Raw genomic sequence first — 25071 nt, 5'->3', positions numbered from 1 at the left:
CGGGGCCCCCGTGGCTCCGGCGATCACCCGCCCGGTTACGCGATCCGGCGGACCCGGCGCACCGCGAGGTAGAGCAGGAGCGCGGCGAGAGCGACGAAGATGCCCGTCTCGATGCTCTGGAACAGCCAGAACCGGTCGGCCGGCTGGTACATCTCCCAGTTGTACGCGCCCGGCCCGAGACCCAGGTCGGCACCGCAGACTCGGCCGTCCGGGCCCTTGCCGCCCGGCGGGCACTGGATGCGGGTGTTCTCCGCGACCATCGTCCCGTCGGCGTCGCGGATTCCCACGGCGAGAACCCAGTTGCCCCGGTCGCCCTCCGGAATCCCACCCCCCTCGATCGGGAAGGTCTGGGTCTTGGCGGGCTGATAGTGCGGTCGGGCCAGGATCTCCACCGCCGCCCGTACGCCGATGAACCCGGCGAGGGTGATGCCCATGGCGGGCAGCATCCGCTTGAAGACAGTGCCGGCGAAGATGCCGAGCGCCACGGCGAAGAGGGTGTAGCCGATCGGCACGATGCCCTGCAGGTCGAAGACGATCACGCCGAGTCGACCCTCCTGCGCGGCCTGGGTGAGCGGTTCGACCCACCACGACATGCCCAGTCCGTAGCCGACCGCGAGGAGCACGACCGCACCGCCGACCAGCCCGAACTTCACCAGTGCCCAGCGGGTGCGGCCGACGCCCTGGGTCCAGACGAACCGGTGGGTGCCCTGCTCCACCTCGCGAGCCACCAGCGGTGCGCCCCAGAACAGGCCGACCAGCACCGGCAGGGTGATCAGCAGCACCGCCACCAGGTTCAAACTGTCGTACCGGTCGCTGAAGCGGCGCAGGCCCACCTCACAGGTCTGTGCGGCAGTCTCGCTGAGGGTCGACGGGCGTAGACACCCCGCGAGTCCGAGGTCAGCGAAGGTGTGCCGCATCGCCAGGCCGATCGGCACCAGCACCGCGGCGAGCACCAGGAATCCCAGCAGGGTGTAGAACGCCAGCTTGCGGTGTTGCCTCCAGGTCAGCCAGATCATGCCGCCACCCCCCACTCGCTGTGACTGGTCTGCGCGACGCCGTCGGCCAGGTAGGCCAGGACGACGTCCTCCAGGCTGACGTCGCGGACCGTCCAGTCGGGATCGGTGACGGGACCGTCGGTGCGTACCAGCAGCGTGGACTGCCGGTCGGTGTGGCTGGCCCGGACCACGTGCGCCACGCCCCCGATCGGTCCGCCGTCGTGCCGCGGGCCGACGAGCTGCCGGTGCCCGGCAACCAGGTCGTCGACCGAGCCGGTGAGCTGCACCTGGGCCGCGTTGAGCACGATCAGGTAGTCGCAGACACGCTCCAGGTCGGCCAGCAGGTGCGAGGAGAGCAGAACGGTGGTGCCGGAGTCCGCCACGCTGCCCATCAGCGACTGGAGGAACTCCCGACGGGCCAGCGGATCGAGGCTGGCCACCGGCTCGTCGAGCAGCAGCAGCCGGGGTTGTTTGGCCAGTGCGAGAGCGAGCGCCACCTGGGCCCGTTGCCCGCCGGAGAGTTTGCCGACCGGCTTGTCGGGCGGTATCCCGAGCTGCGCCAACCGGGTCCGGGCCAGTGCCGCGTCCCATCGCCGGTTCAGCTTGCCGCCGGCGACGACCAGCTCGGCGGCGGTGAAGTCCCGGTACAGCGGCGTGTCCTGGGCGACGAACCCGATGTCGGCCAGCCCTTCCGTGTCGCCGTACGGCGACCTGTCGAACACCCGCACCGCGCCCTCATCGGGCTTGAGCAGCCCGACCGCCAGGTGCAGCAGGGTGCTCTTGCCCGCGCCGTTGGGCCCGACCAGCGCGGCGATCCGGCCGGCCGGAAGGTGCAGCGAACAGTCCCGTAGCGCCCACGTTCTGCCGTACCGCTTGCCCAGCCGGTCGGCCTCCAAGACCATTTCCATCCTCTGTCCTCTCGTACCGCTCACGCGGGTTCCTTCTGTGGGGCGTCGTCGGTGAGGGTGGCGCGCAGCGTGGTCTCCACCAGGGCGACGACGTCCTCGGCCGTGAGGCCGGCGGCCCGCGCCCGCTGCAACCACGCCACGAGGTCGTCACGCAGCTCGGCCTGGTTGGGCAGGGACGCGCCGGCCAGGGTGCGCTGGACGAACGTGCCCACCCCGGGTCGGCCGCCGACCAGACCCTCGATCTCCAACTCCCGGTACGCCTTCAGCACCGTGTTCGGGTTGATCGCCAGTGACTGAGCGACGTCCCGAACCTTCGGCAGCTGATCGCCGGGTGCGAGCAGACCGACGCGCAGCGCCTGCTTCACCTGCTGCACGAGCTGCATGTAGGTGTTCACCTTCGACCGGCTGTCGAGCACGAACTCGATCACTCGTGATGATCCTTCCTGTTGTCCTACGACAGTAGGACTATGAGACAGCTTGGTCGGGTCGGCGGCGCCTGTCAAGCGCGAACGGACCGTGGCACCCGTGGGCCACCGACTGGCACCGACGGGTCAGCCACCCGGGAAGGGAACAGGCACGCGATCCGTACTCGATGGGGAGGTGCTCGATGGTCACCAACGACCTCCGGGCGACGACGGCGACGCCGCTACAGATCGCCCGCGCCCGGGGCCGGGTACGCGGACGGCTGATCCTGCTCGGCCCAGCGTTCGTCGCCGCCGTGGCGTACGTCGACCCGGGCAATTTCGCCACCAACTCGGCGGCCGGCGCCCGCTACGGGTACCTGCTGGTCTGGGTCGTGGTGGTGGCCAACCTGATGGCCATGCTGGTGCAGACGCTCACCGCGAAGCTGGGCCTGGCCACCGGCCGCAGCCTGCCCGAGCTGTGCCGCGAGCGGCTGCCCCGCCCGCTGAACCGGATGATGTGGGTGCAGGCCGAGTTGGTGGCGATGGCCACCGACCTGGCCGAGGTCATTGGGGGAGCGGTCGCCCTCTACCTGCTCTTCGGCATCCCGCTGCTGCCCGGTGGGCTGATCATCGGCGCGGCCGCGTTCGTCGTGCTGGCCCTGCGCTCGCGTGGGTTCCGCGCCTTCGAGATCGCCATCGCCGTGCTGCTCGGCGTCATCGTCCTGGCGTTCGCGGCAAACCTCCTCGCCGCCGGCTCCGACCCGGGCTCGGCCATGGCCGGCCTCGTGCCCCGCCTCCAGGGCACCGACAGCGTCCTGCTGGCCGCCGGCATCCTCGGGGCGACGGTCATGCCGCACGTCATCTACGTGCACTCCGCGCTGACCCGCGACCGCATCCCCGCGACCGACGACGCCGAACGCCGTACCCTCTTCCGGGGCCAACGCACCGACGTGCTGCTCGCCCTGACGGCGGCCGGCGCGGTCAACCTCGCCATGCTGCTGATCGCGGCGGCCAGCTTCCGGGGCGGCGGGCCGGTGGGCGCCGACAGCCTGGAGGGGGTACACGCCGGCCTGGGCGAGAGCATCGGCACGGCCGCCGCCTTCGGGTTCGCCGTCGCCCTGCTGGTCTCCGGGCTCGCCTCCACGAGCGTCGGCACCTACGCGGGTGAGGTGATCATGCAGGGCTTCCTGCGCCGCCGGGTTCCACTGCTGCTGCGCCGGCTGGTCACCCTGGCACCCGCCGTGGCCGTGCTCGCCATCGGCCTCGACCCCACCCGCGCCCTCGTGCTGTCGCAGGTCATCCTCAGCTTCGGCATCCCGTTCGCGCTGATCCCGGTGGTCGCCTTCACCCGTCGCCGGGACCTCATGGGCAACCTCGTCAACCACCCACTGACCACGGCCGCCGCGTCCGGAGTCGCCGTCCTGGTCGTCGCGCTCAACGCCTTCCTGCTGTGGCAGGTCGTCGCCGGCTGAGCCGGCCGGGGACGCCGCCGCCGGTAGCGGCCCCACCAGGACGCGACTGCTCAACTTTCAGGGGGTGGGGACGGGCGGACGGGGCTACTCGTCCTCGTCTATTGGGCGGGGGCGTCGGTGCTCGGCGATGTACTTCTCTACATCAGCCTTGAGCCAGATCGAACCGACCGACAGCCGGGCGTACGGAGCCGGGAAGTGTGGCGACTGCTGGATCTGGCGGAACCGTGAGCGGCCCACCCCGAGCATCGCCAGGATCTCGCCCGCCGCGACGAGTTCACCCGGTCCATCTGCCATGCGAACGAAGGTAGACCGCCGGTAGCAGGTCAACATGAGCGCGCTTAGATATGCGCGCTAAGGTTGACAGGGTGGTGACGTCTGGGGTGGGATCGATTACGCCCCGTCGCCGCTGGAGGTGGAGCCCAGCGGCGGCGGCCGCCCCATCCGAACCCACCCCCGGAGGCTGCGGTGGAACAGGAACAAGAGGTTGAGCGGCTACACGATCGCGTGCGCCAGCTTGAGGCGTCACTCCTGGACGCCCGGCGAGAGCTGTTCGATGTCCGGTGCCGGCTGGCCGCCATCGCGCGAATGACCGGTGACCTCGAACGGGTCCAGCGGGCACCCGGCGTCATCTTCGGAACGGTCAACTCGATCATTCACAGCCAGTTGTCGACCCCGCGCCGATCTGGCCGATGGTCGCCGGTCCGCTACCACGGGGGTCAGCAGTGAGTGGCCAACGGCACGCCCCGGTCCGGCCGTTCTGGTTCTGCGCGTCCTGCGTGCATCCCTGGCCGTGCGAGCAGGCGAAAGTCGAACTCGTGGCCGACTATTTGGACGAGCCGAAGCTGCTCGGGGTAGACATGGTTGGCTGCCTGACTGAGGCGAGCAGGGACCTGACCGACTTGTACCGGACCGCACCCGATCCGGTGGAGCACTACCGCCGGTTCTTGGGCTGGGTCAAGCAGGCCTTGGCCGCCCACCGACCCCGCGACTCCGGTCACTTCCACTGGTTCTTAAGCCACGTACCGCCGCCCGGAGGGTCGGGGCACCAGTCCCCAACGGCGAATGCGGCGCGACCGGCGGGGTCAAGTGCGGCCGGTCACGGGCGGAGTTTTCCAGCGGGGCGCGACCGGCGCGATCAGGTGCGGCGTCCCTCGTCCCGCGTCGGGATCTCCTGACGCTGTTCGAGGGCGTCCGCCGGGTTGGCGTCGGCCGGCAGGGACGTCACCTCCTCCAGGGCGCCGGCCGGCAGCGCGCCCTGCTCGGCCAGGTCGGCCTCGGACGCCTCCGGGTCCACGTCGCCGGAGACCCGGTCCGGCGGCCCCACGTCGAACGCGTCCTGCCGCTGCTCGGCGGCGTCCGCCTCCGGAGGAGGGAACTGGTCGCCCTGTTCGTCCCGGTACGTGCTCATCGAAGCCTCCTGCCCGGCGGGAGTCGACATGACGCCGGGCCGCTGCCTACCCGCCGCCGTCGCGCTCACGCCTGGCGCACCATCCGCGCGGCCACGGCCTCGACCGTCTCGGGATGCCTCGCCAGCAGCCCCGCTACCGCACCCCGCTCGGCGGGAGCGTCGTAGGCCGGCAGCCACCCGCCGTCGTACCCGAGCAGACCGGAGATCGCGTCGACCACCTCGGGATGCGCGGCGAGGAGGACACCGACCCGCCGCCGCGGCGCGGCCACGGCGCGTTGGTCGTCCACCCGCCCGACAGGTGGGGCCGCGACCCACGGCGGCACCCAGGAATCCAGCTCCGGCAGCGCCTCCGGGAAGGTGCGTCCGGCCTCCCGGATCAGGAGCGGAACCAGCTCCGGACCCTGCTCCCGCAGTGTCGTGATCAGGGTCGGCAACCAGGGCAGCAGCACCGGATCGGGCAGCCGGGCGAAGGCCGTGGAGATCGTCTCGACGACGAACGGCGCGAGACCCGGCACCGGTTCCAGCGCGTGCACGAATCCGGCCAGGTACTGCGGGAAGGCCGGCACCACCAGCGGGTTGGCCAGCAGCTCGGCACACCGGGCCCGCAGATCGGCCACCGACAGCAGGCCGAGCTGGTGTCGGCCCGCCCAGAGCAGCGCCACCTTCGCCGGCGCGGTCGGGTGCGACTGCGCGACGGCCAGTTCCAGCTGGGAGCGGTCGCAGCCCAACGACAGCGCCAGACCCTCCATCGAGAACAGGAAGCCGAGCATCGCGCCGACCTGCCGCACGTTGGTCTCGTCGCTGGTGATCGCGGTGGGCAGCAGGGTGCAGTAGTGCGCGTACCCGGTCGTCACGAACGCCTCGCACCAGGCCGGCAGGGTCGACGCGGTGGCCCGGTGATGCGCCAGCAACCGTCGGATACGGCGCAACACGTCGGGAGCGTCGTCGACGGTGCGCGCGCTGGCGAGCAGCTCCACCGCCCGCGTCCCCAGCTCGTCGACCAGACGTGGGCTGTCGAGCAGCCGGATCGCATCCTCGACCGCGGCCAGAGCGCTGGCGGCGGTGGCGTCCGGGCCGCGCACCGCCCGGCGCAGTCGTTGCTCCAGGACCTGCTCGACGGTCACACCCTCGTAACCGAGCTCGATCAACGCCCGCTGATGGTGACCGAGCGCCAGGTCCCAGCTCTCCTGGACCGAGCGCTGACCGAGCCGCCGCTCACCCATGATCGGGCGGACCGCGGCCGGTGGCAGCAGATGCCGCAGGATCCACAGCAGGTCCGAGCAGCGGCCCAGCGCCGGCTCGGCGTTCAGGTCCAGCAGCGCCCGCTGGACGGTCCGCTTCTCCAGGGCCAGGCCGAGCGGTTCCAGCCGATCGAACACGTCGCGGGCCAGCGGCGGCAGAGCGTCGTAGCCGACCTGACCGATCCGGTCGCCGCCCAGCAGGATCTCGCAGAGCCGTCGGACGTCCCGCCGTCCGGGCACCACGTCCTTCTCGATACAGGTGACCGCGGCGTCGGCGAAGTCGTACGGCGTGGGCCGGGCCCGGTTGCGCAGCCCGGCCAGCAGGACCGACGTCTCGAAGACCGCGATGGCGTCGGCGGTGCTCGCCAGATATCCGTTGCGGCGAGCCAACCGCACGATGTCGACACACCAGCCGCGCAACTCCGCCTCGTCCAGACCGTCCGGGCGCGGTGGCGCGGCGAGGAAGCCGGTGAGTCGGTCATCGACCGGCCCGGCGGGGGAGGGGACCGTCGTGACCCGACCGCGTCGCCCCCGCACGGCCGTCGTGCGTTGGGCGCCGAGCTGGTACGGCGACAGCCCGTGGCGGCGTACCTCCTTGGCCCAGGTCGCCGCAGCGATCGACACCGAGCCGGACGCCAGCCCGAACTGTGCCTCGATCGCCGAGTGGCTGGACGGGATCAGCCCGTACCGCCAGCGGGTGTCGGTGCGCGGGGTGATCTCGAAGTCGTCGGCCGCGGAGCCCAGCCCGAACTGCTCGACCCGGCTGGCGGCGTGGAACGCGCCGCAGACGTAGAGGCAGTCCGCCGGATCGACGCCGGAGGTGGCCAGGTGCTGGCGCATCCGCGTCCACATGTACCGCTCGCGATCCTCGTCGCGATCGAGACGGTCCGCGTCGGCCGGGCGCAGCCGCCGGAACAGGCTGCCGATCAGCACCATCACCTGCCGGTACGTGTCGTGGTCGGCGTCGGCCAGCGGGCGTTCCACGTACTGGTCCCACCATTCCGACCAGTGCCGCACCTTGCCGTGATGCAGCAGGTACGCCTCCAGCTCCGCGAACCGGGGCCGCAGGTCGCCGATCTCCACCCCGACGGCGTCGCCGTGCAGCCCCGATTCGGCAGCGGTGTCGGTCGGCCCGTTCGCGTTGCTCCCGCCGGTCGGCTGGTCGCGCGGTGACCACTGGAAGACGTGGTCGGTGGAGCGGTCCACCAACACCAGCTCCACGCCGGGGGTCTCCAACGCGTACGCGATGGCCTGGTACTCCGCCGACGCCTCGGTGATCGGTGCGACGACGCTGAGCGGCCCCCAGTCGGCCGGAAAGCCGGACAGCTCCGACGCGAACGCCTGAACCGCCACCGGCAGGCGGCAGTTGCGCAACTCGCCGAGCAGCGGCTGGAGATCCTCGCACAGCTCCAGGTAGATCACCCGGGGCTGTTTGGCGCGCAGCCGGCGCACCATGGCCAGCGCGGAGGCCGGCGAGTGGTGGCAGACCGGGAAGATCTCCAGCGGCTCGCCGAGCGCCCGGTCGACATCGTCGACCATCCCGGCGAGGATCGCGCCGAGCGCGTCGGAGGAGCCCGCGAACGCGGTCGCCGCGTCGGTGAGCTGCTCGCGGAGCGCGCCGAACGTGCCGGCGACTGTCGACGCGGTCACGAGAGGGACGCGATCGCCTGACGACCACCGTCCAGGAAGCCCGCCCAGCCGTCGTCGTCCTTGCGGGCCCGTGGCTCGACCACGCCGTGCAGGTACTTGTTGAGGATTGCCAGGTCTTCCGGGCTGCGCCGGGCCAGCGACCCGACCAACGACCCGGCGAGCGTCGCCGCGCGCAGCGTACGGTCGCCGAAGAACTGGCTGTGCAGGATCGCGTCCTCCAGCACGCCGATCTGCTCGGCGGTCGACAGTGCCGACTCCAGCTTCTCGTCGTCGCTCGTCGCCGCCGCGGCACCGGCGCGCAGGTCGGCGAAGCTCTGCAACAGGATGTCCAGCAGGGTGGGCGGCACGTCCAGCTCGATGCGGTGCCGGCGCAGCAACTCCTCGGTGCGGAACCGCACGATCTCGGCCTCGCTGCGCTTGTTGGTGACCACCGGAATCCGGACGAAGTTGAACCGTCGCTTGAGCGCCGAGGAGAGGTCGTTGACGCCCCGGTCGCGGCTGTTCGCCGTCGCGATGATCGAGAAACCGGGTTGGGCGAAGACGATGTTGTCCTGGTCCAGCTCGGGGATCGCGACGTACTTCTCGGACAGGATCGAGATCAGCGCGTCCTGCACGTCGCTGGTGGAGCGGGTCAACTCCTCGAAGCGACCGACCACGCCACGCTCCATCGCCGTCATGATCGGCGACGGGATCATCGACTCCCGGGACTGGCCCTTGGCGATCACCATGGACACGTTCCACGAGTACTTGATGTGGTCCTCCGTCGTGCCGGCGGTGCCCTGCACGACCAGGGTCGAGTTTCGGCAGATGGCCGCGGCCAGCAACTCGGCCAGCCAGCTCTTGCCGGTGCCGGGGTCACCGATCAGCAGCAGGCCCCGGTCCGAGGCGAGGGTGACGATGGCGCGCTCGACGAAACTGCGGTCGCCGAACCACTTCTGCGGGATCTCCCGGGACAGGCCGTCGGCCCGCTCCGACCCGAGAATGAACAGCCGGACCATGCGCGGGCTCAGGCGCCACGAGAACGGCTTCGGACCGGTGTCGACCGACTCGAGGAAATCCAGCTCGTCGGCGTACGTGACCTCGGCGGGGGCGCGCAACATCTCGGACATGAGGGACTGCTCTCCTAGGTGAGGAAGTTCTTCAGCTCGCTGACGAGCTTGCGGATGTGGCCGGAGATGACCGGGGTGCCCTGGTCCTTCAGGCGTTGCCGGAACCAGGGGTTGACGCTCTGTTGGCCCGAGCTGCTGACCGAGCCCACCGGAATGACCTTGGCGCCGGAGCGGTGCACGGACTGGAGGCCGTCGAAGACCGCCTGGTGGTTGACCTCGTAGAAGTCGGAGATCCACACCAGCACCGTGTTCTTCGGCTCGGCGATCTTCGGCCGCGCCAGCGTCAGCGCCGCCGTGCCGTCGGTGCCGCCGCCCAGCTGCGTACGCAGCAACACCTCGAACGGGTCGTGCACCCACGGGGTGAGGTCCAGTGCCCGGGTGTCGTACGCGATCAGGTGCACGTCCACCTTCGGCAGGCCGGCGAAGATCGACGCGAGGATCGTGCAGTTGACCATCGCGTCGACCATCGAGCCGGACTGGTCGACCACCACGATGAGCCGGGACGGAGTGGTGCGGCGTGCGGTGTGCCGGTAGTAGAGCCGGTCGACATAGAGCCGCTCGTCGTCCGGACTCCAGTTGGTCAGGTTCTGCCAGATGGTCCGGTCGAGATCCAGGTTGCGGAACACGCGCTTGGGCGGCACCGACCTGTCGAGCGCGCCGACACTCGTCTGTTGCACCTGCGTCCGGAGCACCTCGGCGACCTCGTCGACGAAGCGCCGGATCAGCGCCTTGGCGTTCGCCAGCGCCAGCCCGGACAGGTTGGCCTTGTCCCGTAGCAACTGCTCGATCAGCGACATGCTCGGGGTCAGCTGGCTGGCCAGCGCGGGGTCGGCGAGCACCTCCCGCAGGTGCATCCGTCGGACCAGGTCACCCTCCAGCCCGGCGAGGGTGCCGCCCAGCCCGCCGCTCTGACGGCGCAGCTCGCCGGGCTCGCAGCCGAGTGCCTGCTCGAACCAGCCGGCGTCGGACTGCCATCGGGCCAGCTGGGTCGCGCTGACCGGGCCGGAGCCGGTGGCGAACACGTTCAGCAGCACCTTCGACACGAGCGCGGCGCGGCGTACCTCGGCGGCACCGGGCAGATAGGCCGAATCCGCGCGCGGCCCGCCTTCGTGCGGCCCGCCTTCGTGCGGCCCGCCTTCGTGCGGCGCGGCGTCGTCCCGCCCGCTGTCCGACCCAACGGCCCGAGGCCCGATGGCGTCGGGTCCGATGGCGTCGGGTCCGACCGCGTCGGGCTCGGCGTCGGTGGGGGTGAGCAGGCCGCGCAGCTCGGCCGCGAGCGTCGGGAAGCGCTGCACGATGGTGTCCACCGAGACGGCCGGGTCCAGCAGGGCGGCGGGCAGCCCGAGGTCGTCGACGACGGCGACGCTCGCCGACTCCAGGCTGGGCTGCTCGTCGCGGTCGAAGAGGCGGGACAAGAGCCGCCAGTAGAGGACCTGACGGCGGTTGGCGTCGGCGAACCCGCCGGTGGGGATCGGCGTGGTCATCGGCGCAGCAACCGTCCCGCGCGTTCGCGCAGCACGGCCACGGCGTCGCCCGCCCGCGCCTCCTCCTTGGCGATCTTCGGATCGGTGACGCCGCACGCCCAGTCGCCGTTGTGCGCCGGCACCGTCCGCCGCTTCACCGTGCCCAGCACCGCCAACGGCTGGAGCTGCCACCGGTCGTCGTCCCAGCGCAGGAGCCCCAGGCTGGCGGACGCGCTGGCGACCAGGTCGACGGTCAGCGGACCGGCGGCCGGCAACCTGTCGACGGCCAGCGGTATCCGTTCGCCGTCCACCTCGACGGCGAGGGCGCCGGTCTCGTCCCGGATCACGGGTCCCTCCACGAGGACGGGCTCGGCGATGCCCGCCGGGTGTCGATCCAGGGGGTCGGTCGCGGCCGTGGTCGCCGCGGGCAACAGGACCCGGGCAGTGGCGAACGGGTCGGCGGGCTCGTCGAGCCGGACCCGGTCGTCGACCCAGCCCAGGTCGCCGCCGCGCAGCGGCAGGTCGGTCACGGTCAACGCCCGCTTGTCGGCCAGCGCGGTGAGCAGCGCCGGATGGTGCGACAACAGCCGCCAGATCGCCGGACCGACGATGGTGTCGACCTTCGCCGCGGTGACCGCCGTGCGGACCAGCCGCGCCGGGCCGCCGTCCGCCGGCTCCAGGATGGCGTGCAGTTGGATCTGCACCGCGGTGTCGTGACTGTGCACGTCCACACCGAGCGGCAACAGCCGGCCGGAGACCGAGGGCGTCGCATCGGGCGGCGGCGTGCCCTCGGCGAGCAGGACGCCGCGAGCCCAGAGATCGGCCCACCGGCGTGCCGGCACCCGCGCCATGGTGGCGACCGGGACGCAGGCCCGCAGCTCGGCGGCGAGCCCGTCGAGCAGCACCGCGACGCGTCGTAGCTCCGGCACGAGGAGGCTGGTCTCGACCACCCCGGCGGCGACGGAGAGCAGCTCGTGGTCGACGCCCCGCCAGCCGGTGAGCGCCACCTCGTGCCACCACGCCCGTGCGCCGGCGAGCGCGGCCGGCGCCTCGGGAGGCACGCTGGTCGGTGCCGTCCACGACGACCGCGTGCGGCCGAGTGTCTCGTCGAGCTGCCCGAGCAGGGCGTCGTGTGCCGCGCCGAGCAGCGCCGAGCGCGCGCCGGCGAGCGCGGCGAGGTGCTGCGGGGCGACCGACCCGGCGACGACCGCGTCCACCGCGACGGCCACCGGGTCACCCAGTGGCGTGCCGGTGAGCGCGTCGGCGAACGCGGCCAGTGCGGACGCGCCCCGTTCGCCGACCCGGCCGAAACCGTCGACGAGGGCGTCGTCGAAGCCGGCCACCACATCGAGCGCGTCGGTCAACCCGGCCGGGGCCGTACGCAGGGCCGCGACCTGGGTGCCGCGCATCAGCGGCCGGCCCGGGTCGCCGGGAACCAGTGCAGCTCGGGCAGCGGGGCCGTGCTGACGGGAACCTCCAGGTAGGCGAGGTGGCGCAGGAAGCGACTGAACACCACCGCCGCCGACGCCGGCTCGGGCTGACCGTCCAGTCGGGCCAGCAGCTCCGCTCCGGTGGCCACCCCGTCGCCGACGTCGACCCGCAGGTAGCGGGCGACGCGGTCGACGCCGTACTGGAGGAGGGCCTCGTCCGCGAGCGCGTGCAGATGCTTGCACGGGGTGGCGCGCAAGCCACCGCACGGTCGGTTGTTGTTGGTGCTGCACTGGTAGGCGTGGGTGCCGGCCGTGACCGACGAGACGTAGACCCGCTCGACGTCCGACCCGCTGGAGACCACGCCCTGCAGACGTCCGTCGGCCAGCTCGACGAAGGGCACCTTCGCCAGCTTCCGGGAGCGGGCGGGCGGCAGCACCGCCACCACGCTGCGCCGCCGCCAGTCGGCTTCGTCGGCGTTCGTCACGTCACGGCCTCCCACATCGAGAAGAATCCAGGGTGGTGCGCGCGCGGCCGGCGTCGGCGGCGCTGCGACGACACGATCATGGACCACGGGTACGACAGATCCGGCTGCGGTGCGGGCACGGCGGCGCGCGGCCCGGAGCGCGGATGCCGTCGGGTCCGCGCGCTTGGTCGCCGTCGCCGTCCCCGATCGGCCAGGATGGGCGGGACGGCCGGGCCACCGGCCCCGACGAGGAGGCGGACGATGCGGGTACGCGGCTGGGTGACCCGGGGGCGGCGCGTCCGCACGACGGCGCTGGCGACTCTCGTCGCGGGCGCGGCGTCGCTGGCTGTGGCCCTACCGGCGGCTCCGGCGGCGGCCGGTGCCGTGAAAGCGGGCGACCCGGTGTGCGAGATCCGCGACGAGCGGCTCAACGAGCTGTCCGGGATGGTCACCACCGACGATGGGTACGTCGTGGTCAACGACGGCGCCGACGACGAGGCCCGCCGACGGATCTTCTTCCTCGACAGGAATTGCGCGGTGGCGCGGACCGTCCGCTACCCCACCCGGCCCCGGGACACCGAGGACCTGGCCGTCGGCCGGGACGGCACCCTCTGGGTGGCCGACATCGGTGACAACGACCGCAACCGCGAGACGATCGCGCTGTGGCGGCTCGCGTCCGGCGCTGAGGAGCCGGTGCTGTACCGGATGACGTACCCGGACAATCCGCACGACGCGGAGGCGCTGCTGATCGACGCGTCCGGTCGGCCGCTGATCATCACCAAGGGTGGCAGCGGCACCGTGGTCCTGTACGCCCCGACCACCGCGCTGAAGCCGGGCGCCACCACGCCGTTGGCCTCCGTGGGCAAGGTGGTCCTGCCGGCCACCACGACCAGTAATCCGTACTCGTTTCTCGGCCGGAGTGTCGTGACCGGCGCGGCGAGCGCGCCGGACGGCCGCCGGGTGGTGCTGCGCAGCTACGCGGACGCGTTCGAGTACGACGTGTCCGGCGGCGACCTGGTCGGCGCGCTGACTTCGGGCACCCCGCGGATCACGCCACTGCCCGACGAGCCGCAGGGCGAGTCGATCACCTACAGCCGGGACGGCCGGTCGCTGCTCACCGTCTCCGAGTCCGCCGACCAACCGGCCGGTACCCGGCCGACGATCCTGCGGTACCCCACGACGGCCGGCCCCGCCGCTCATCCCGCGGAGTCCACCACGGCGGCCCCGCCGTCGCCCGCCGCGGCCAGCCCGGCGGCGCAGGCGGCCGGGATCGGCGGCGGTCAGGTGTGGTCGCTGGCGGCCGGCGCGGGGACGCTGCTGGCGCTCCTCGCCGTGGCCGGACTGCTGTGGCGGCGGCACACCGACCGACGCTGACGGCGGACCGGGCGCGGTACGGGAGGATGGGTGGATGTCCGTGCTGTCCGCGCTACGCCACCCGATCGTCGCCGCCCCGATGGCCGGCGGCCCGTCCACGCCGGATCTCGTGTCGGCGGTCTCCGCCGCCGGTGGACTCGGGTTCCTGGCCGCCGGCATGATCGACACCGGCCGGCTGGTCGCCGACATCGGCGCGGTGCGCGCCCGTACCGACCGGCCGTTCGGGGTCAACGTCTTCCTACCCGGTGACGGTCAGGTCGACGAGGCCGCCGTCTCGGCGTACGCGCGGCGGCTCGCGCCGCAGGCCGAGCAGTTCGGGGTGACGCTCGGCGATCCGGTGGGCGGGGACGACGCGTACCCCGAGAAGCTGGCCGCGCTCCTCGCGGACCCGGTGCCGGTCGTGTCCTTCGCGTTCGGACTGCCCGACCGCGCCGCCGTGACGGCGTTGCGGGAGCGCGGCACCGAGGTGTGGGCGACGGTCACCCGACCGGACGCCGCCACCGCCGCCGCCGGCCTGGGCGTCGACGCCGTCATCGTGCAGGGCACCGAGGCCGGCGGGCACCGCGGCGGTCTGCCGGACGACGACGACTACGCGCTGCTGCCGCTGCTCCGGCTGGTCGCCGGATGCGACCGTCCGCTGGTGGCGGCGGGCGGCATCGCCGACGGCCCCGCGCTGGCGGCGGCGCTGGCCGCCGGGGCGGTCGCGGCGCAGGTCGGTACGGCGTTCCTGCGCTGCCCGGAGGCGGGCAGCTCGCCGTTGCACCGCGCGGCGGTGGCCAGCGTCGCCCCGACCGCGTTGACCCGGGCGTACACCGGCAAGCGGGCCCGTGGCGTGGTCAACGACTTCCTGCGGACGCACGACGCGCAGGCGCCGGCCGGCTACCCGCAGGTGCTGCACCTGACCCGTCCGCTGCTCGCCGCCGCCCGACGCGACGGCGACGCCTCGGTGGCGAACCTGTGGGCCGGGCAGGCGCACCCCCTCGCCCGGGAAGTACCTGCCGCCGAGTTGGTCGTCGAGCTGAGCACCGCCGCCCGGGTGGCGCTGACGGAGGCCGTCGAGCGGGCGGGCCGCTGGGGCTGAGCCGGCCTCCGACCCCGGAGTCTCCTGGCCACCCGTTAGAGTCTCGCCGTGATCGAGATCGGCGCGCACGTCGACCTGTCCCACCCGTCCGACCGGGTCTGGCTCGCACTGACGGATCGGGAGCTGCTCGGCCGTTGGTTCGCCGAGGCGGACATGGTGGAGGGAGTACCGGACCGGCTGCTGGTGCACACGGCCGACCTGCCCGGCTTCGACGCCGACGTCGAGGTCGAGGTGACCGAGCGGCAGGTGCCGGAGCTGCTGGCGTTGCGCTGCGACGAGGCCGGCCGGCTCAGCGAGCTGACCTGCACCGTCACCGCCACCAGAGAGGGCAGTCGACTGGCCGTGCGGGAGGTGCCGACCCACGGCGCCTGGTCGGACGAGCAGCGCGACGCCCGTGAACAGCAACTGCGTCAGGCGCTCACCGTGCGTCTGCCGGCCATTCTGGACTGGCTCGCGTTCCAGCAGGTCGACCTGCGCCGAGGCGAGGCCGGAATGACCACCGAACTGCCGGTGATCGCGGCGGCCGGCCCGGTCCGGCGTCGTCGTCGGCGGGCGGTCGTCGCCGGACTCGTCGGGGTCGTGCTGGCGGCGGGTACGGCGGCGTGGCTGACGCTGCCGGGCGACCCGGACCAGGTGGCCACGCCGACCTCGTCGCCGACGCCGACGACACCGGAGCCGAGCCTCGTGGAGGCGGCGGCGACCTCCGGTCAGCCGAAGGTCACGCCCTCCGTGCGCCCGTCGCGCACCGCCACGCCGACCAGCGCCCGACCGACGCGTACCCCGTCGGCGAAGCCGTCGCCCACTCCCACTCCCACCGGGCCGCCGCCCCCGCCCCCGCTGGTCGCGCGGTACGACACCGCCTCCAGTCGGCTGTTCGGCTACACCGGGGAGGTGGTGGTGGACAATCCGGGGCCAGCGCCCGTCGAGCAGTGGGTCGTGGTGGTGACCCTGGCCGAGGGCAGCAGCGTGGACGACGTCGACGGGGCCGACTCGTCCCGGGACGGGCAGGCGCTCACCTTCACCGGCGAGGCCCTGCCGGCCGGCGGGTCGCGGACCATCCGCTTCGACGTCCGCGACAGCCGACCCAAGGCCCGGGAGCCGGAGGGGTGCACCGTAGGCGGCAACCCGTGCGCGGGGTTCTGACTAGGCTCCTGACGCATGGCACTGCTGCACCGGGCGACACTGCGCCCCACGAAGCTCGAACTGCTGACGACCTGGCTGCCCGACCGACCCTGGTACCGGGGACCGGCCGGCGTCGAGGTGGTGAGTAGGGGGGCGTACCGCTTCGACGACCCGGCCGGCGAGGTCGGCATGGAGACGATCCTGGTCGCCGCCGCCGACGGGCCGGTCCACCAGGTTCCACTGACCTACCGCGCCGCGCCGCTCGACGACGCCGACGAGTGGCTGGTCGGTACCACCGATCATTCGACGCTCGGCCGCCGCTGGGTGTACGACGCCTGCGCCGACCCGGTGTACGCGGCGGCGCTGACCCACGCCGTCCTGAGCGGCGCCGGTCAGGCGGAGCAGTACTTCGAGGTCGACGGTCGGCGCGAGGTGCGACCGCCGGCGATGACGATCGACGTCGACGGCGGCGGGGACGTGCCGGAGGTCGGCGCGGTTCGGCGGGTCGTCGACGGGGACGACACCGTCATCGTCACCGACGCGGTGGAGCTGGTCGTCGTCCGCCGGCCGGTCGCCGGGGCGGGCGAGGTTCGGGGCGGCACCCTGCGCGGTTCTTGGGACGGGCAGCCGACGACGGTGCCGCTGGCGTACGTCCGCACGCGTTAGACGGCGGTGGGCGGCCCGGTCGACCGGGCCGCCCACCGCGTTCACCACTGTGCCGGAGGCGGCGGTGGCGAGACCGGCGGCCGGTCGTCGCAGGTGATCGTGTTGGGCAGGAGCCACGGGGCGAGCCAGCCGCCGTCGTTGCCGCCCAGGTCGGTCAGCGTGAACTCCGACCCGGTCGGGGTGAAGTGGAACGACCCGCAGTTGTTGACGCCGACCGCGCCCACGTTGCGGGCGTCCACGTTGGCGAACGAGGCCGAGCCGGCCGTACGGGCGCTGACCACCGAGGTGCCGGTGCCGTCGACCCGGACGTCGCGGAAGTTCACGTTGGTGATCGAGTAGAGGTCCTTCACCGGCCAGTCGCTGACCAGCATGATCGCGTTGTAGGTGCTGTCCAGGTACGCGTCACCGGTCACCTCGATGGCCGCGTCGATGCTGCGGTCCAGCGCGAACATCCAGATGGCGCCGAGCCCGATGTTCCAGTTCAGCTCGTACGTGCCGGCGCGGGCCGTGGTGTTGCCGGTGAACCGCAGGTATCCGGCGAACGGCTCCGCGCCGAAGCGGGCGCCGACGTGCAGGCCGCTGCCCTCGCGGACCGGGTCGGCGACGAGGTTGTGCGAGACGGTCGTGTCGGTGCCGCCGTAGATGGCGATTCCGTTGGCCAGCGTCGGCGACTGCACGGTGTTGTGGTCGAAGGTGTTCCGGGCGTTGGCCGTCTTCTCCGACCACATCGCCAGGCCGTCGTCGCCGGTGTTGCGGACGAAATTGTGCGCCACCAGGGAGTCGGTCACGCCGGTGTGGAAGTTGAGCGCGTCGGCGATCTGGTCGACGACGATGGTGTTGGTGACCCGGACGTTGCGCATCGGACCGTCGAACCACAGGCCCGCCTTGGTGTGGCGCAGGTGGAGCCCGTCGATGGTGGAGTCGCTCATCGCTCCGCCGATCGCGTTGACCTGGTCGGTGTCGATGCGCTCCCGCACGTCGCCCTCGATGGCGAAGCCGGAGAGGTGCACGTTGCGGCTGCCGCCGTCGGCGGCGTCGCGGCCGTAGAACCCGACGCCGGTGTGCACCGAGCCGTCCGGCGCGGGGGTCGACAGGGCGACCTCGCGGCCCTTGATGATGGTGTGCCAGTTGCCGGCGCCCTCGATCGTCACGTCGTCGACGATGATGTGCCGGTTGACCTGGTAGGTGCCCGGCGGGATGTACACCTTCAGGTGGGTGCGGCGGGCGAAGGCGACGGCCTTGTCGATCGCGTCGGCGGAGTCCCGTCGGCCGGTCGGGTCGGCGCCGAACGCGAGGACGTTCGCCGCGAGCAGCCGTACGCGCGGCGGCGCGACCAGTTCGGAGTCGAGCAGGTCGATGACCGTCCAGGCGGCGGCGGTGCCGGTCGGCGCGGTGAGCCGGACCTTGTCGCCGGCCCGGTACGTGCGCCCGAGCAGCAGTCGCTGCTCGTCGTAGAAGTGGGTGGGCCGGAACGGCGTGCTGATGCTCGGGTACGGCGTGGTGGCCGACGGCACGCACTGGCATTCGGTGATCCACCAGTCCGGGTGCAGCAGGCCGGCCTGCGGGTCGTTGGTGAACGGGTACTGGTTGTAGAGCCACGAGTACTGCGAGGTCAGCGTCATGGCGCGCACGTGCTTGCCGTTGACGGCGATCGTCAGCGGCGCGGTGATCCCGCCGCCGGACGGCGCGTCCGGGATGCTGTACCGCACGGTGATCCCGTTGGCGGCGCTGGGCAGGACGAACTCGACGTACTCGCCCGGGGTGAGTCGGACGGCCCGGCGGCCGGACGCCTCGGAGGGCAGGGTGTAGGCGGACCGGTCCGGGCCGATGATCTCGCCGTTGGTGCGGGCGTTCTCGGCCTCCTGTTCGACGAAGTCGACGTCGGCCCCGCGCCCGGCGACGAGTGCCGGATCGAGGGCCGCCCGGGTGACGACCGGCTGCGTGCCGGATGGCGTGGCCGGGCCGGCGGCGGCGACGGTGGGTCCGGCGACCAGCACGGCGAGGCCGGTCGCGAGCGCGACGGCGGTGGCGACCGGGCGGCGGCCCGGTCGTCCGCGCGCCGGCAGGATGCTGCGAGACATCGGTGACCCTCCTGGGTGGGTGGTGGTGGAGGTCCGCCCGGCGCCCCCGACGCCCGACATTGAGCGTCATGATGCAGCACCGAACATCCCACTGCAAGACGTCAATCGAAGAATGAAAAGAGGCGACTATTGGACCGCAAGAAATGGACGGATAGCGAGTTGAGGTGCGGCGCGTCGAGTGCGCCCCGAACCGGTACGGCCGGCGTAGGGTGAGCCGCGTGGAGCACGAAGATCGCATCGCCCTCTTTCTCGACTACGAGAACCTGGCGTTGGGGGCCCGCGACCATCGTGGCGGCGGGGCCTTCGACTTCCGGCCGATCGCCGACGCGTTGGCCGAGCGTGGGCGGGTCGTGGTGCGCCGGGCGTACGCCGACTGGTCGTACTTCGACGAGGACCGCCGGATGCTCACGCGGTCCCACGTGGAGCTGATCGAGATCCCGCAGCGGATGGGGGCGTCCCGCAAGAACGCCGCCGACATCAAGATGGCCGTCGACGCGATCGAGTTGGCGTTCGAACGCGACTACATCTCGACCTTCGTCATCTGTAGCGGCGACAGCGACTTCACGCCGCTCGTCCACAAGCTCCGTGAGCTCAACAAGCGGGTCATCGGCGTCGGGGTGGAGGGGTCCACGTCGGCGTTGCTGCCACCGGCCTGCGACGAGTTCCTGTACTACGACCGGCTGGAGGGCGTGGACATCCCGCCCGTACGCGCCCGGCACGCCCGGCCGGTCCGGCAGACCGGCCCCGATCAGCGGCCGACCGAGCCGGAGCAGCAGCGGGAGCCGGAGGTGGAGGAGCCGCCGGTGGGGGAGGAGCCCGGCCGGGACGTCGACGCGCTCGCCGTGCAGGTCGCCCAGACGGTGGCCGGTCTGCAGGGCAGCGCGAGCGGCGAGGTGACCGCGTCCCGGCTCAAGCGCACCCTGCTGCGCAAGGACCCGACCTTCAGCGAGTCCGACTACGGCTTCCGTACCTTCGGCGAGCTGCTGCGCCACCTCGCCGAGCACAACGTGGTCGACCTGGCCGAGGGGCCCGCCAAGGGTGACCCCGAGGTGTCCCTGCCCGAGCACGGCGACCGGGAGGTGGCGTTCGGCCTGCTCCGGGGCGTGGTGGGCGACCTGGGCAGCGCCGGCAACCCGGTGGCGCTCTCCGGCCTGAAGAACCAGCTCCGCCGGGTCCGGCCCGACTTCAGCGAGAAGAAGCTCGGCTACCGCAGCTTCCTGCAGTTCTGCAAGGCCGCCGCCACCAGCGGCGCGGTCGACCTGCGGTGGAGCCCGGAGGCGGACGACTACCTGCTCACCACCTCGTCCTGACTGCATCGACCGCTGTCGAGCGGAAGTGTCGGGACTGCCCATAGGGTGGACGGCAGGGCTGCCCCGAGGGCGAGGTGAGGGTCGTCATGCCGGGACGTGGGGAATGGACACTCGTCGGCCGCGACGTCGAGCTGAAGACCATCGAGGACGTCGTGGCGGCGCGGGTACCCGGTCTGGTGCTGGTGGGCGACGCCGGCGTGGGCAAGACGCGGTTGCTGCGGGAGGCGTTGGCGCGCGCCGGTGACAGCGGCGTGGAGTGCCACTGGGTGTCGGCGACCGGTGCGGCCCGCTCGATCCCGTTCGGCGCGGTCTCGCACCTCATCCCCGCGCCGACCCGGCCGCACGCCGACCCGATGGGGCTGGTCGTCACCGTGGAGCGCGACTTCGCCCGGCGCAGCGCCGGACGCACCGTCATGATCGGGATCGACGACGCGCACCTGCTCGACGAACCGTCCGCCGGACTGCTGCACCAGCTCGCCGTGCACGGTCTGGCGGTGGCGGTGGCGACGGTCCGCGCGGGCGAACCCCTCTCCGACGCGCTCACCTCACTGTGGACCGGTTCCGGTCGGCGACTGGAGGTGCGTCCGCTGCCGTCCACCGCCGTGGACCACCTGCTCGACGAGGCCGCGCCGGGTCCGCTCGACGCGCTCAGCCGGCGTCGGCTGCGGCAGCTCGCCGACGGCAACCCGCTGCTGCTGCGGGAGTTGCTCGCCGACGCGATGGAGACCGGCGGCCTGCACGAGGTGCGGGGCGTCTGGCGCTGGCGCGGCACCGCCTCCGGCAGCCCCCGGCTCGCCGAGCTGGTCAGCGCCCGGCTGCGCGCCCTCGAACCGGCGGCCCGGCAGGTGCTGGAGGTGGTCGCCTGCGGCGAACCACTCTCCCTGGCCCTGCTGGAACGGTTCGTCGACCCGACCGCCATCGAGGCCGCCGAGCGCAGCGGCATGGTGGTCGCGGAGCGCTCGGGCGCGCGTACGGCCCTGCGGATGGCCCACCCGCTCTACGGCGAGGCGCTGCGCGCCAGCATGCCCGCCAGCCGGTCCCGGACCGTGTTCGGGCAGCTCGCCGACGTGTTGGCGAGCATGCCGCTGCGCCGCCGCGACGACGCGCTGGTCGCCGGTGTGTGGCAACTGCGCTCCGGCAGCGTCCGGCACCCGGAAATCGCGCTGGCCGCCGCCCGCCAGGCGATCGACCGGTTCGACATCGACCTGGCCGAGCGGCTGGCCCGCACGGCGTACGACGCCGGGCCGGGGTGGGAGGCGCAGTGGCTGCTGGCCCGGGTGTTGCAGTACCAGGCACGCAGCCAGGAGGCGTTCGACATGCTCCCGCCGGCCCCGCCCCCGGGCAGCAAGCGGCTCGCCATCTGGGCGATCACCCGGGCCGGGCTGCTGTACTGGGGGCTGGACCGGATCGACGAGGCGCACGAGACGCTGCGGATGGTGCCGGAGGGCTCGCCCGGCCACGACCTGGCCGAGGCCACCCGGTCCTGGGTGCTGTTCTACGACGGTCGGTGCGAGGCGGCCCTGGCGGTCGGTCAGGCCGTGCTCGCCCGCCCCGACACCGGCGTACGCGCGGCAAGCTGGGCGACCATGGGCGCGGCCTCGGCGGCGGGCATGCTCGGCCGCCTCGGGCTCGCGGCGGAGCTGGCGCGGCGGGGCCGGGCCGTGCTCGCCGCCGCACCCGAACACCTGCCGTGGAACGAGGCCCAGGTCGGGCTGGGGCTCTGCTACGCCCGGTACGCCGCCGGTGAGCTGGCCGAGGCCGTCGAGCTGGCCGACGAGGGCTACCGCGCCGCGGTCGCCAGCGACGCGCGGGGGATGGTCGCCGTGTGGGCCGGGTTCCGGGGGATCATCGGCAAGGCGCAGGGGCAGCTCGACGCCGCCGAGGCGGACCTGCGCGAGGCCATCGCCCTGGTCGAGGAGAACGACCAGTACCACCTGGTACGGACGTACTGGGCCGAGCTGGCCGGCGTCCGGGCCCTGTCCGGCGACCTGTCCGGCGCGCGGCGCTGGCTGGCCGCGGCGGACGCCCGGGAGCGGACCGCCAACCGGATCTTCCACGCCTGGGTGGAGCTGAACCGCGCCTGGGTGCAGGTCGCCGAGGGGGACCTCACCGCGGCGATCCGTACCGCCCGGCACGCGGCCGACCTGGCCCGCGGCAGCGAGCAGCCCACCATCGAGGCGGTGGCGCTCTACGAGTGCGCGCGCCTCGGTGCCCCGGAGCCGGTCCGGGACCGGCTGCGTACCCTCGCCGACCAGCTCGGCGGCTTGGCGTCGACCCTTTCCGGCGCGGTCGACGGTCTGCTCCACGACGACGGGCCGGCCCTGGAGGCAGCCGCCGACGACCTCGTCGCCCGCGGGCACACCCTGCTCGCCGCCGAGGCGGTCGGCGTCGCCGCCCGGGCGTACGCCCGACGGGGTCGACCTCGACTGGCGGTGGCGCAGCGGGCCGCGACGCTGGCCGAGGCCTGCCGGGGCGTACGGACGCCGCTGCTCGCCGCGACCGCCCCGGGCGTCGAACAGGCGACGCTGACCCGCCGCGAGCGGGACGTCGCGCTGCTCGCGGTCGCCCTGTCCAGCCGCAGCATCGCCGACCGGCTCGGACTGTCGGTCAACACCGTCAACAACAACCTGGCCCGGGTCTTCACGAAACTGGGCGTCCGCAACCGCCGGGAGCTGGCCGTCGTGCTCGGTCACGAGACGGTCGGGCGTACGCCAGAGGGTCACCGCGAGCGATCCCCGCTCGACAGTAGGTAAGGCCGACTGATCTACCGGGTTACCGCGCGCGTCCCTACCGTGCGGTAACAACCTACCGGTGCACTCAGTCCCTGGAGGACGGCAATGAGCCAGTTGGATCCAAGCGGACCACCAGGACCACGACCCACGAGGTCGATCCAGAACGTTCTCTTCGCCGCCGGGATGGCGCTGGCGGTGGCCGCGCTCACCGCGGTGGTCGCCGCGACCGCCGGGGGCGCCTCACCCACCCCGGCGAGCGCCGCCCCCGCAGCCGAGTCGTACGACGCGGCGCCCTGCACCCGCGAGTTGGAGGGTACGACCTGGCTGCTCGACCCGTGCGTCAAGCCGGGCGGGAAGCTTCCCGCGGAGGTCGAGGCGCGCCTCGCGCAGATCCGTACCCAGAACCGGGCGGCAGCCGACGACTGCCCGACCCCGACCGGTTCGCCGTCGCCGTCGGCGTCGGCCTCGGCCTCGGCCTCGCCGACCCGGCAGACCCGGCCGCCGGTGACGGCCCAGGCAGTCGCCCAACGGGCCCCCGCCGCGACCGCGACAGCGCCCACATCGCCGGCCTCGCCCAGCGGTTCGTCCACCTCGTCGCCCACCTCGTCGCCCAGCGGTACGCCCTGCCCCTCGGGGAGCGCGTCTCCCTCGGGCAGTGCGTCGCCGTCGGGTAGCTCGTCGCCGTCCGGGAGCGCGTCGCCGTCGGGCAGCGCGTCTCCCTCGGGCAGTGCCTCGCCGTCGGGCAGTTCGTCCCCCTCGGGCAGTGCGTCGCCGTCGGGTAGCTCGTCGCCGTCGGGGAGTGCGTCGCCGTCGGGGAGCTCCTCGCCGTCCGGCAGTGCCTCGCCCTCGGGCAGCTCCTCACCGTCGAGCAGCGCCTCACCCAGTGGGTCGTCGTCACCCAGCAACCCGACCGACCCCACCGACGGCCCGCCCTGGCCCACCGGCGGGCCGGGGTCGCCGCCACCGCCACCGCCGACCGGCTGCCCGCAGGTCAACGGCAACCCCACCCTCGTGGACGCCAACAAGGACCGCATCCGCTGCCGCGAGGTGCAGACCGTCGAGGACGACACCGTCCTCACCGTCACGGGCGACTCGATCAGCTCGTCGCACCACCAGTTCGGCTTCGGGTTCATGGGTCCCGGCTGCCCAAACACCTCGTTCGACGATCGGGGCATGCCCGGCAACAACGGCGTCTACAGCTACGCCCGGCGCTACTTCGACATGAACGGCAGCATCGTCGACTACGACAACTACGCGCGGACCGGGTACGGCACCGGCGACATCATCGCCGGCCGGGCCGGCCCCGACTCGTGCGGCAACGCGTGGGCCCGGGTGGCCAGTCCGCTCGGTCTCGCCACGGCCCGCATCGCCAAGGCGAAGAGCGACAAGCACGACGCGTACCACGTGACGACCGGCGGCGTGAACAACACCAACTGGACGACGGTGCTGACCCGACTGGCGAAGTGCCGGGGCTACGAGTTCGCGGCGGAGACCCTGAACTCGTACGGCGTGTTCCGATTCGAGTGGGCGGCCCAGGGTGGCAAGGCCGGCATCATCACCAACGGCGGCGGCTGCAACTTCTGGCTCGACCTGCCGGTCGGTGAGGACTACTACATCAACGTCCAGGTGCCCCGCTACGACGGCCCGAGCCAGTACGCCGGTGTCAGCGCCGATGCCACCTTCATCGTCAACTCCCTGTTGGCGGCGGGCGCCGACAAGGTGGTGTGGATGCTCTACTACGACATCACGCCGGCCAACATCGACATCGGGCAGTACGGCTGGATGCAGCTCAAGCAGTACCTGCCGGCGGCCCTGCTGACCTACGTACCGCCGCAACCGGTGTCGATGCTGTCACCGTTGATCGATCCGCTCTGGGTGGGCACCGTGCGGGGCGTGATCAGCGACCTCAACTGGGCCATCCAGATGGGGGTCCCGTTCGACCCGGCCGTACGGGTGGCGCTTCCGCCGCCGTTCACACCGGGTGACATCCAGATCACCGCCGAGGGAGGGTCGCCACATCCCAGTCCATCGGGGCAGGACAAGCTGGCCAACACCCTGGCCAGCGTGCTGAACGGCATCTGAGTCGCTCCTGAGCCATCGCTCAGGCGGGGAGGAATCGCCGTTGCGGTTCCTCCCCGCCGACACACAGGTGGATCTGCGC

The 25071-nt window shown here is 72.6% G+C and carries 20 protein-coding genes and 2 pseudogenes; 9 read left to right on the top strand and 13 right to left on the bottom strand.

Translation table 11 applies throughout. The annotated features are described in order from the left end of the window. Positions 1 to 35: 35 nt before the first annotated feature. The 3 genes from ABZ272_RS14460 to ABZ272_RS14450 are packed head-to-tail and all read right to left on the bottom strand — an operon-like array spanning position 36 to position 2331. Positions 36 to 1016 (bottom strand): transporter, encoded by a 981-nt coding sequence (locus ABZ272_RS14460; protein WP_355050406.1) that lies wholly within the window; start codon positions 1014 to 1016, stop codon positions 36 to 38. Next, entirely contained in the window at positions 1013 to 1903 is an 891-nt protein-coding gene (locus ABZ272_RS14455; protein WP_355050405.1) for an ABC transporter ATP-binding protein, read from the bottom strand. The genes ABZ272_RS14460 and ABZ272_RS14455 overlap by 4 nt, the downstream gene beginning before the upstream one ends. Positions 1904 to 1923: 20 nt before the next feature. Next, entirely contained in the window at positions 1924 to 2331 is a 408-nt protein-coding gene (locus tag ABZ272_RS14450) for a GntR family transcriptional regulator (protein ID WP_355050404.1), read from the bottom strand. Positions 2332 to 2510: 179 nt separating this feature from the next. Here ABZ272_RS14450 and ABZ272_RS14445 point away from each other — a divergent pair, with 179 nt between their 5' ends. Then, positions 2511 to 3779 (top strand): Nramp family divalent metal transporter, encoded by a 1269-nt coding sequence (locus tag ABZ272_RS14445; RefSeq protein WP_355050403.1) that lies wholly within the window; start codon positions 2511 to 2513, stop codon positions 3777 to 3779. A gap of 84 nt (positions 3780 to 3863) precedes the next feature. On the opposite strand, the gene ABZ272_RS14440 is transcribed toward ABZ272_RS14445, so the two are convergent. Next, complete coding sequence (locus ABZ272_RS14440; protein WP_355050402.1) at positions 3864 to 4073, bottom strand: hypothetical protein; 210 nt, start codon at positions 4071 to 4073, stop codon at positions 3864 to 3866. A 210-nt stretch (positions 4074 to 4283) separates the two neighbouring features. On the opposite strand from ABZ272_RS14440, the gene ABZ272_RS14435 reads away from it, so the two are divergent. After that, a complete protein-coding gene (locus ABZ272_RS14435; RefSeq protein WP_355050401.1) occupies positions 4284 to 4505 on the top strand; it encodes a hypothetical protein in 222 nt (73 codons plus the stop codon). Positions 4506 to 4914: 409 nt separating this feature from the next. Here the strand turns inward: ABZ272_RS14435 and ABZ272_RS14430 are convergent, their stop codons facing one another. The 7 genes and pseudogenes from ABZ272_RS14430 to ABZ272_RS14400 form a co-directional block, all read right to left on the bottom strand. Then, a complete protein-coding gene (locus ABZ272_RS14430) occupies positions 4915 to 5187 on the bottom strand; it encodes a hypothetical protein (RefSeq protein WP_355050400.1) in 273 nt (90 codons plus the stop codon). Positions 5188 to 5252: 65 nt separating this feature from the next. Next, positions 5253 to 8078 (bottom strand): hypothetical protein, encoded by a 2826-nt coding sequence (locus ABZ272_RS14425; protein ID WP_355050399.1) that lies wholly within the window; start codon positions 8076 to 8078, stop codon positions 5253 to 5255. Further along, complete coding sequence (locus ABZ272_RS14420; protein WP_355050398.1) at positions 8075 to 9187, bottom strand: AAA family ATPase; 1113 nt, start codon at positions 9185 to 9187, stop codon at positions 8075 to 8077. Before ABZ272_RS14420 ends, ABZ272_RS14425 begins: the two co-directional genes overlap by 4 nt. Before the next feature lie 14 nt (positions 9188 to 9201). Next, positions 9202 to 10263: pseudogene (locus ABZ272_RS14415) on the bottom strand (VWA domain-containing protein); the annotation flags it as partial. A 171-nt stretch (positions 10264 to 10434) separates the two neighbouring features. Further along, positions 10435 to 10671: pseudogene (locus ABZ272_RS14410) on the bottom strand (VWA containing CoxE family protein); the annotation flags it as partial. Beyond that, on the bottom strand, positions 10668 to 12059 hold the full coding sequence (locus tag ABZ272_RS14405; protein WP_355050397.1) for a hypothetical protein: 1392 nt from the start codon (positions 12057 to 12059) through the stop codon (positions 10668 to 10670). The pseudogene ABZ272_RS14410 and the gene ABZ272_RS14405, both read right to left, overlap by 4 nt. Then, entirely contained in the window at positions 12059 to 12526 is a 468-nt protein-coding gene (locus ABZ272_RS14400) for a hypothetical protein (RefSeq protein ID WP_355050502.1), read from the bottom strand. The genes ABZ272_RS14405 and ABZ272_RS14400 overlap by 1 nt, the downstream gene beginning before the upstream one ends. 279 nt (positions 12527 to 12805) lie before the next feature. On the opposite strand from ABZ272_RS14400, the gene ABZ272_RS14395 reads away from it, so the two are divergent. From ABZ272_RS14395 to ABZ272_RS14380, 4 genes are read left to right on the top strand one after another with little or no spacing between them, the layout of a single operon-like run. Beyond that, positions 12806 to 13918, top strand: coding sequence for a hypothetical protein (locus tag ABZ272_RS14395; protein WP_355050396.1), 1113 nt, complete (start codon positions 12806 to 12808; stop codon positions 13916 to 13918). A 34-nt stretch (positions 13919 to 13952) separates the two neighbouring features. After that, positions 13953 to 14999, top strand: coding sequence for a nitronate monooxygenase (locus ABZ272_RS14390; protein ID WP_355050395.1), 1047 nt, complete (start codon positions 13953 to 13955; stop codon positions 14997 to 14999). A gap of 48 nt (positions 15000 to 15047) precedes the next feature. Continuing rightward, positions 15048 to 16142, top strand: coding sequence for an SRPBCC domain-containing protein (locus tag ABZ272_RS14385; RefSeq protein ID WP_355050394.1), 1095 nt, complete (start codon positions 15048 to 15050; stop codon positions 16140 to 16142). 15 nt (positions 16143 to 16157) lie between these two features. Continuing rightward, positions 16158 to 16787, top strand: a complete 630-nt coding sequence (locus ABZ272_RS14380) for a hypothetical protein (RefSeq protein ID WP_355050393.1) — start codon at positions 16158 to 16160, stop codon at positions 16785 to 16787. 41 nt (positions 16788 to 16828) lie between these two features. Here the strand turns inward: ABZ272_RS14380 and ABZ272_RS14375 are convergent, their stop codons facing one another. Further along, complete coding sequence (locus ABZ272_RS14375) at positions 16829 to 18868, bottom strand: glycosyl hydrolase family 28-related protein (protein ID WP_355050392.1); 2040 nt, start codon at positions 18866 to 18868, stop codon at positions 16829 to 16831. A 218-nt stretch (positions 18869 to 19086) separates the two neighbouring features. Between ABZ272_RS14375 and ABZ272_RS14370 the strand changes: the two genes are divergently transcribed. Together ABZ272_RS14370 and ABZ272_RS14365 are read left to right on the top strand one after the other, a co-directional pair. After that, a complete protein-coding gene (locus ABZ272_RS14370) occupies positions 19087 to 20178 on the top strand; it encodes an NYN domain-containing protein (RefSeq protein WP_355050391.1) in 1092 nt (363 codons plus the stop codon). A gap of 86 nt (positions 20179 to 20264) precedes the next feature. Further along, on the top strand, positions 20265 to 22931 hold the full coding sequence (locus tag ABZ272_RS14365; protein WP_355050390.1) for a LuxR C-terminal-related transcriptional regulator: 2667 nt from the start codon (positions 20265 to 20267) through the stop codon (positions 22929 to 22931). An 11-nt stretch (positions 22932 to 22942) separates the two neighbouring features. On the opposite strand, the gene ABZ272_RS14360 is transcribed toward ABZ272_RS14365, so the two are convergent. Continuing rightward, entirely contained in the window at positions 22943 to 23917 is a 975-nt protein-coding gene (locus ABZ272_RS14360) for a hypothetical protein (RefSeq protein WP_355050389.1), read from the bottom strand. Between the two features lie 4 nt (positions 23918 to 23921). Here ABZ272_RS14360 and ABZ272_RS14355 point away from each other — a divergent pair, with 4 nt between their 5' ends. Beyond that, positions 23922 to 24992, top strand: a complete 1071-nt coding sequence (locus ABZ272_RS14355; protein ID WP_355050388.1) for a hypothetical protein — start codon at positions 23922 to 23924, stop codon at positions 24990 to 24992. The last annotated feature ends 79 nt before the right edge of the window (positions 24993 to 25071 follow it).

Origin of the sequence: Micromonospora sp. NPDC005979, from assembly GCF_040614415.1 — a bacterium.
In the GTDB taxonomy this organism is placed as follows: Bacteria; Actinomycetota; Actinomycetes; order Mycobacteriales; family Micromonosporaceae; genus Micromonospora.
Note: the sequence above shows the minus strand (reverse complement) of the source record. Positions and strands in the feature narration are given on the sequence as shown.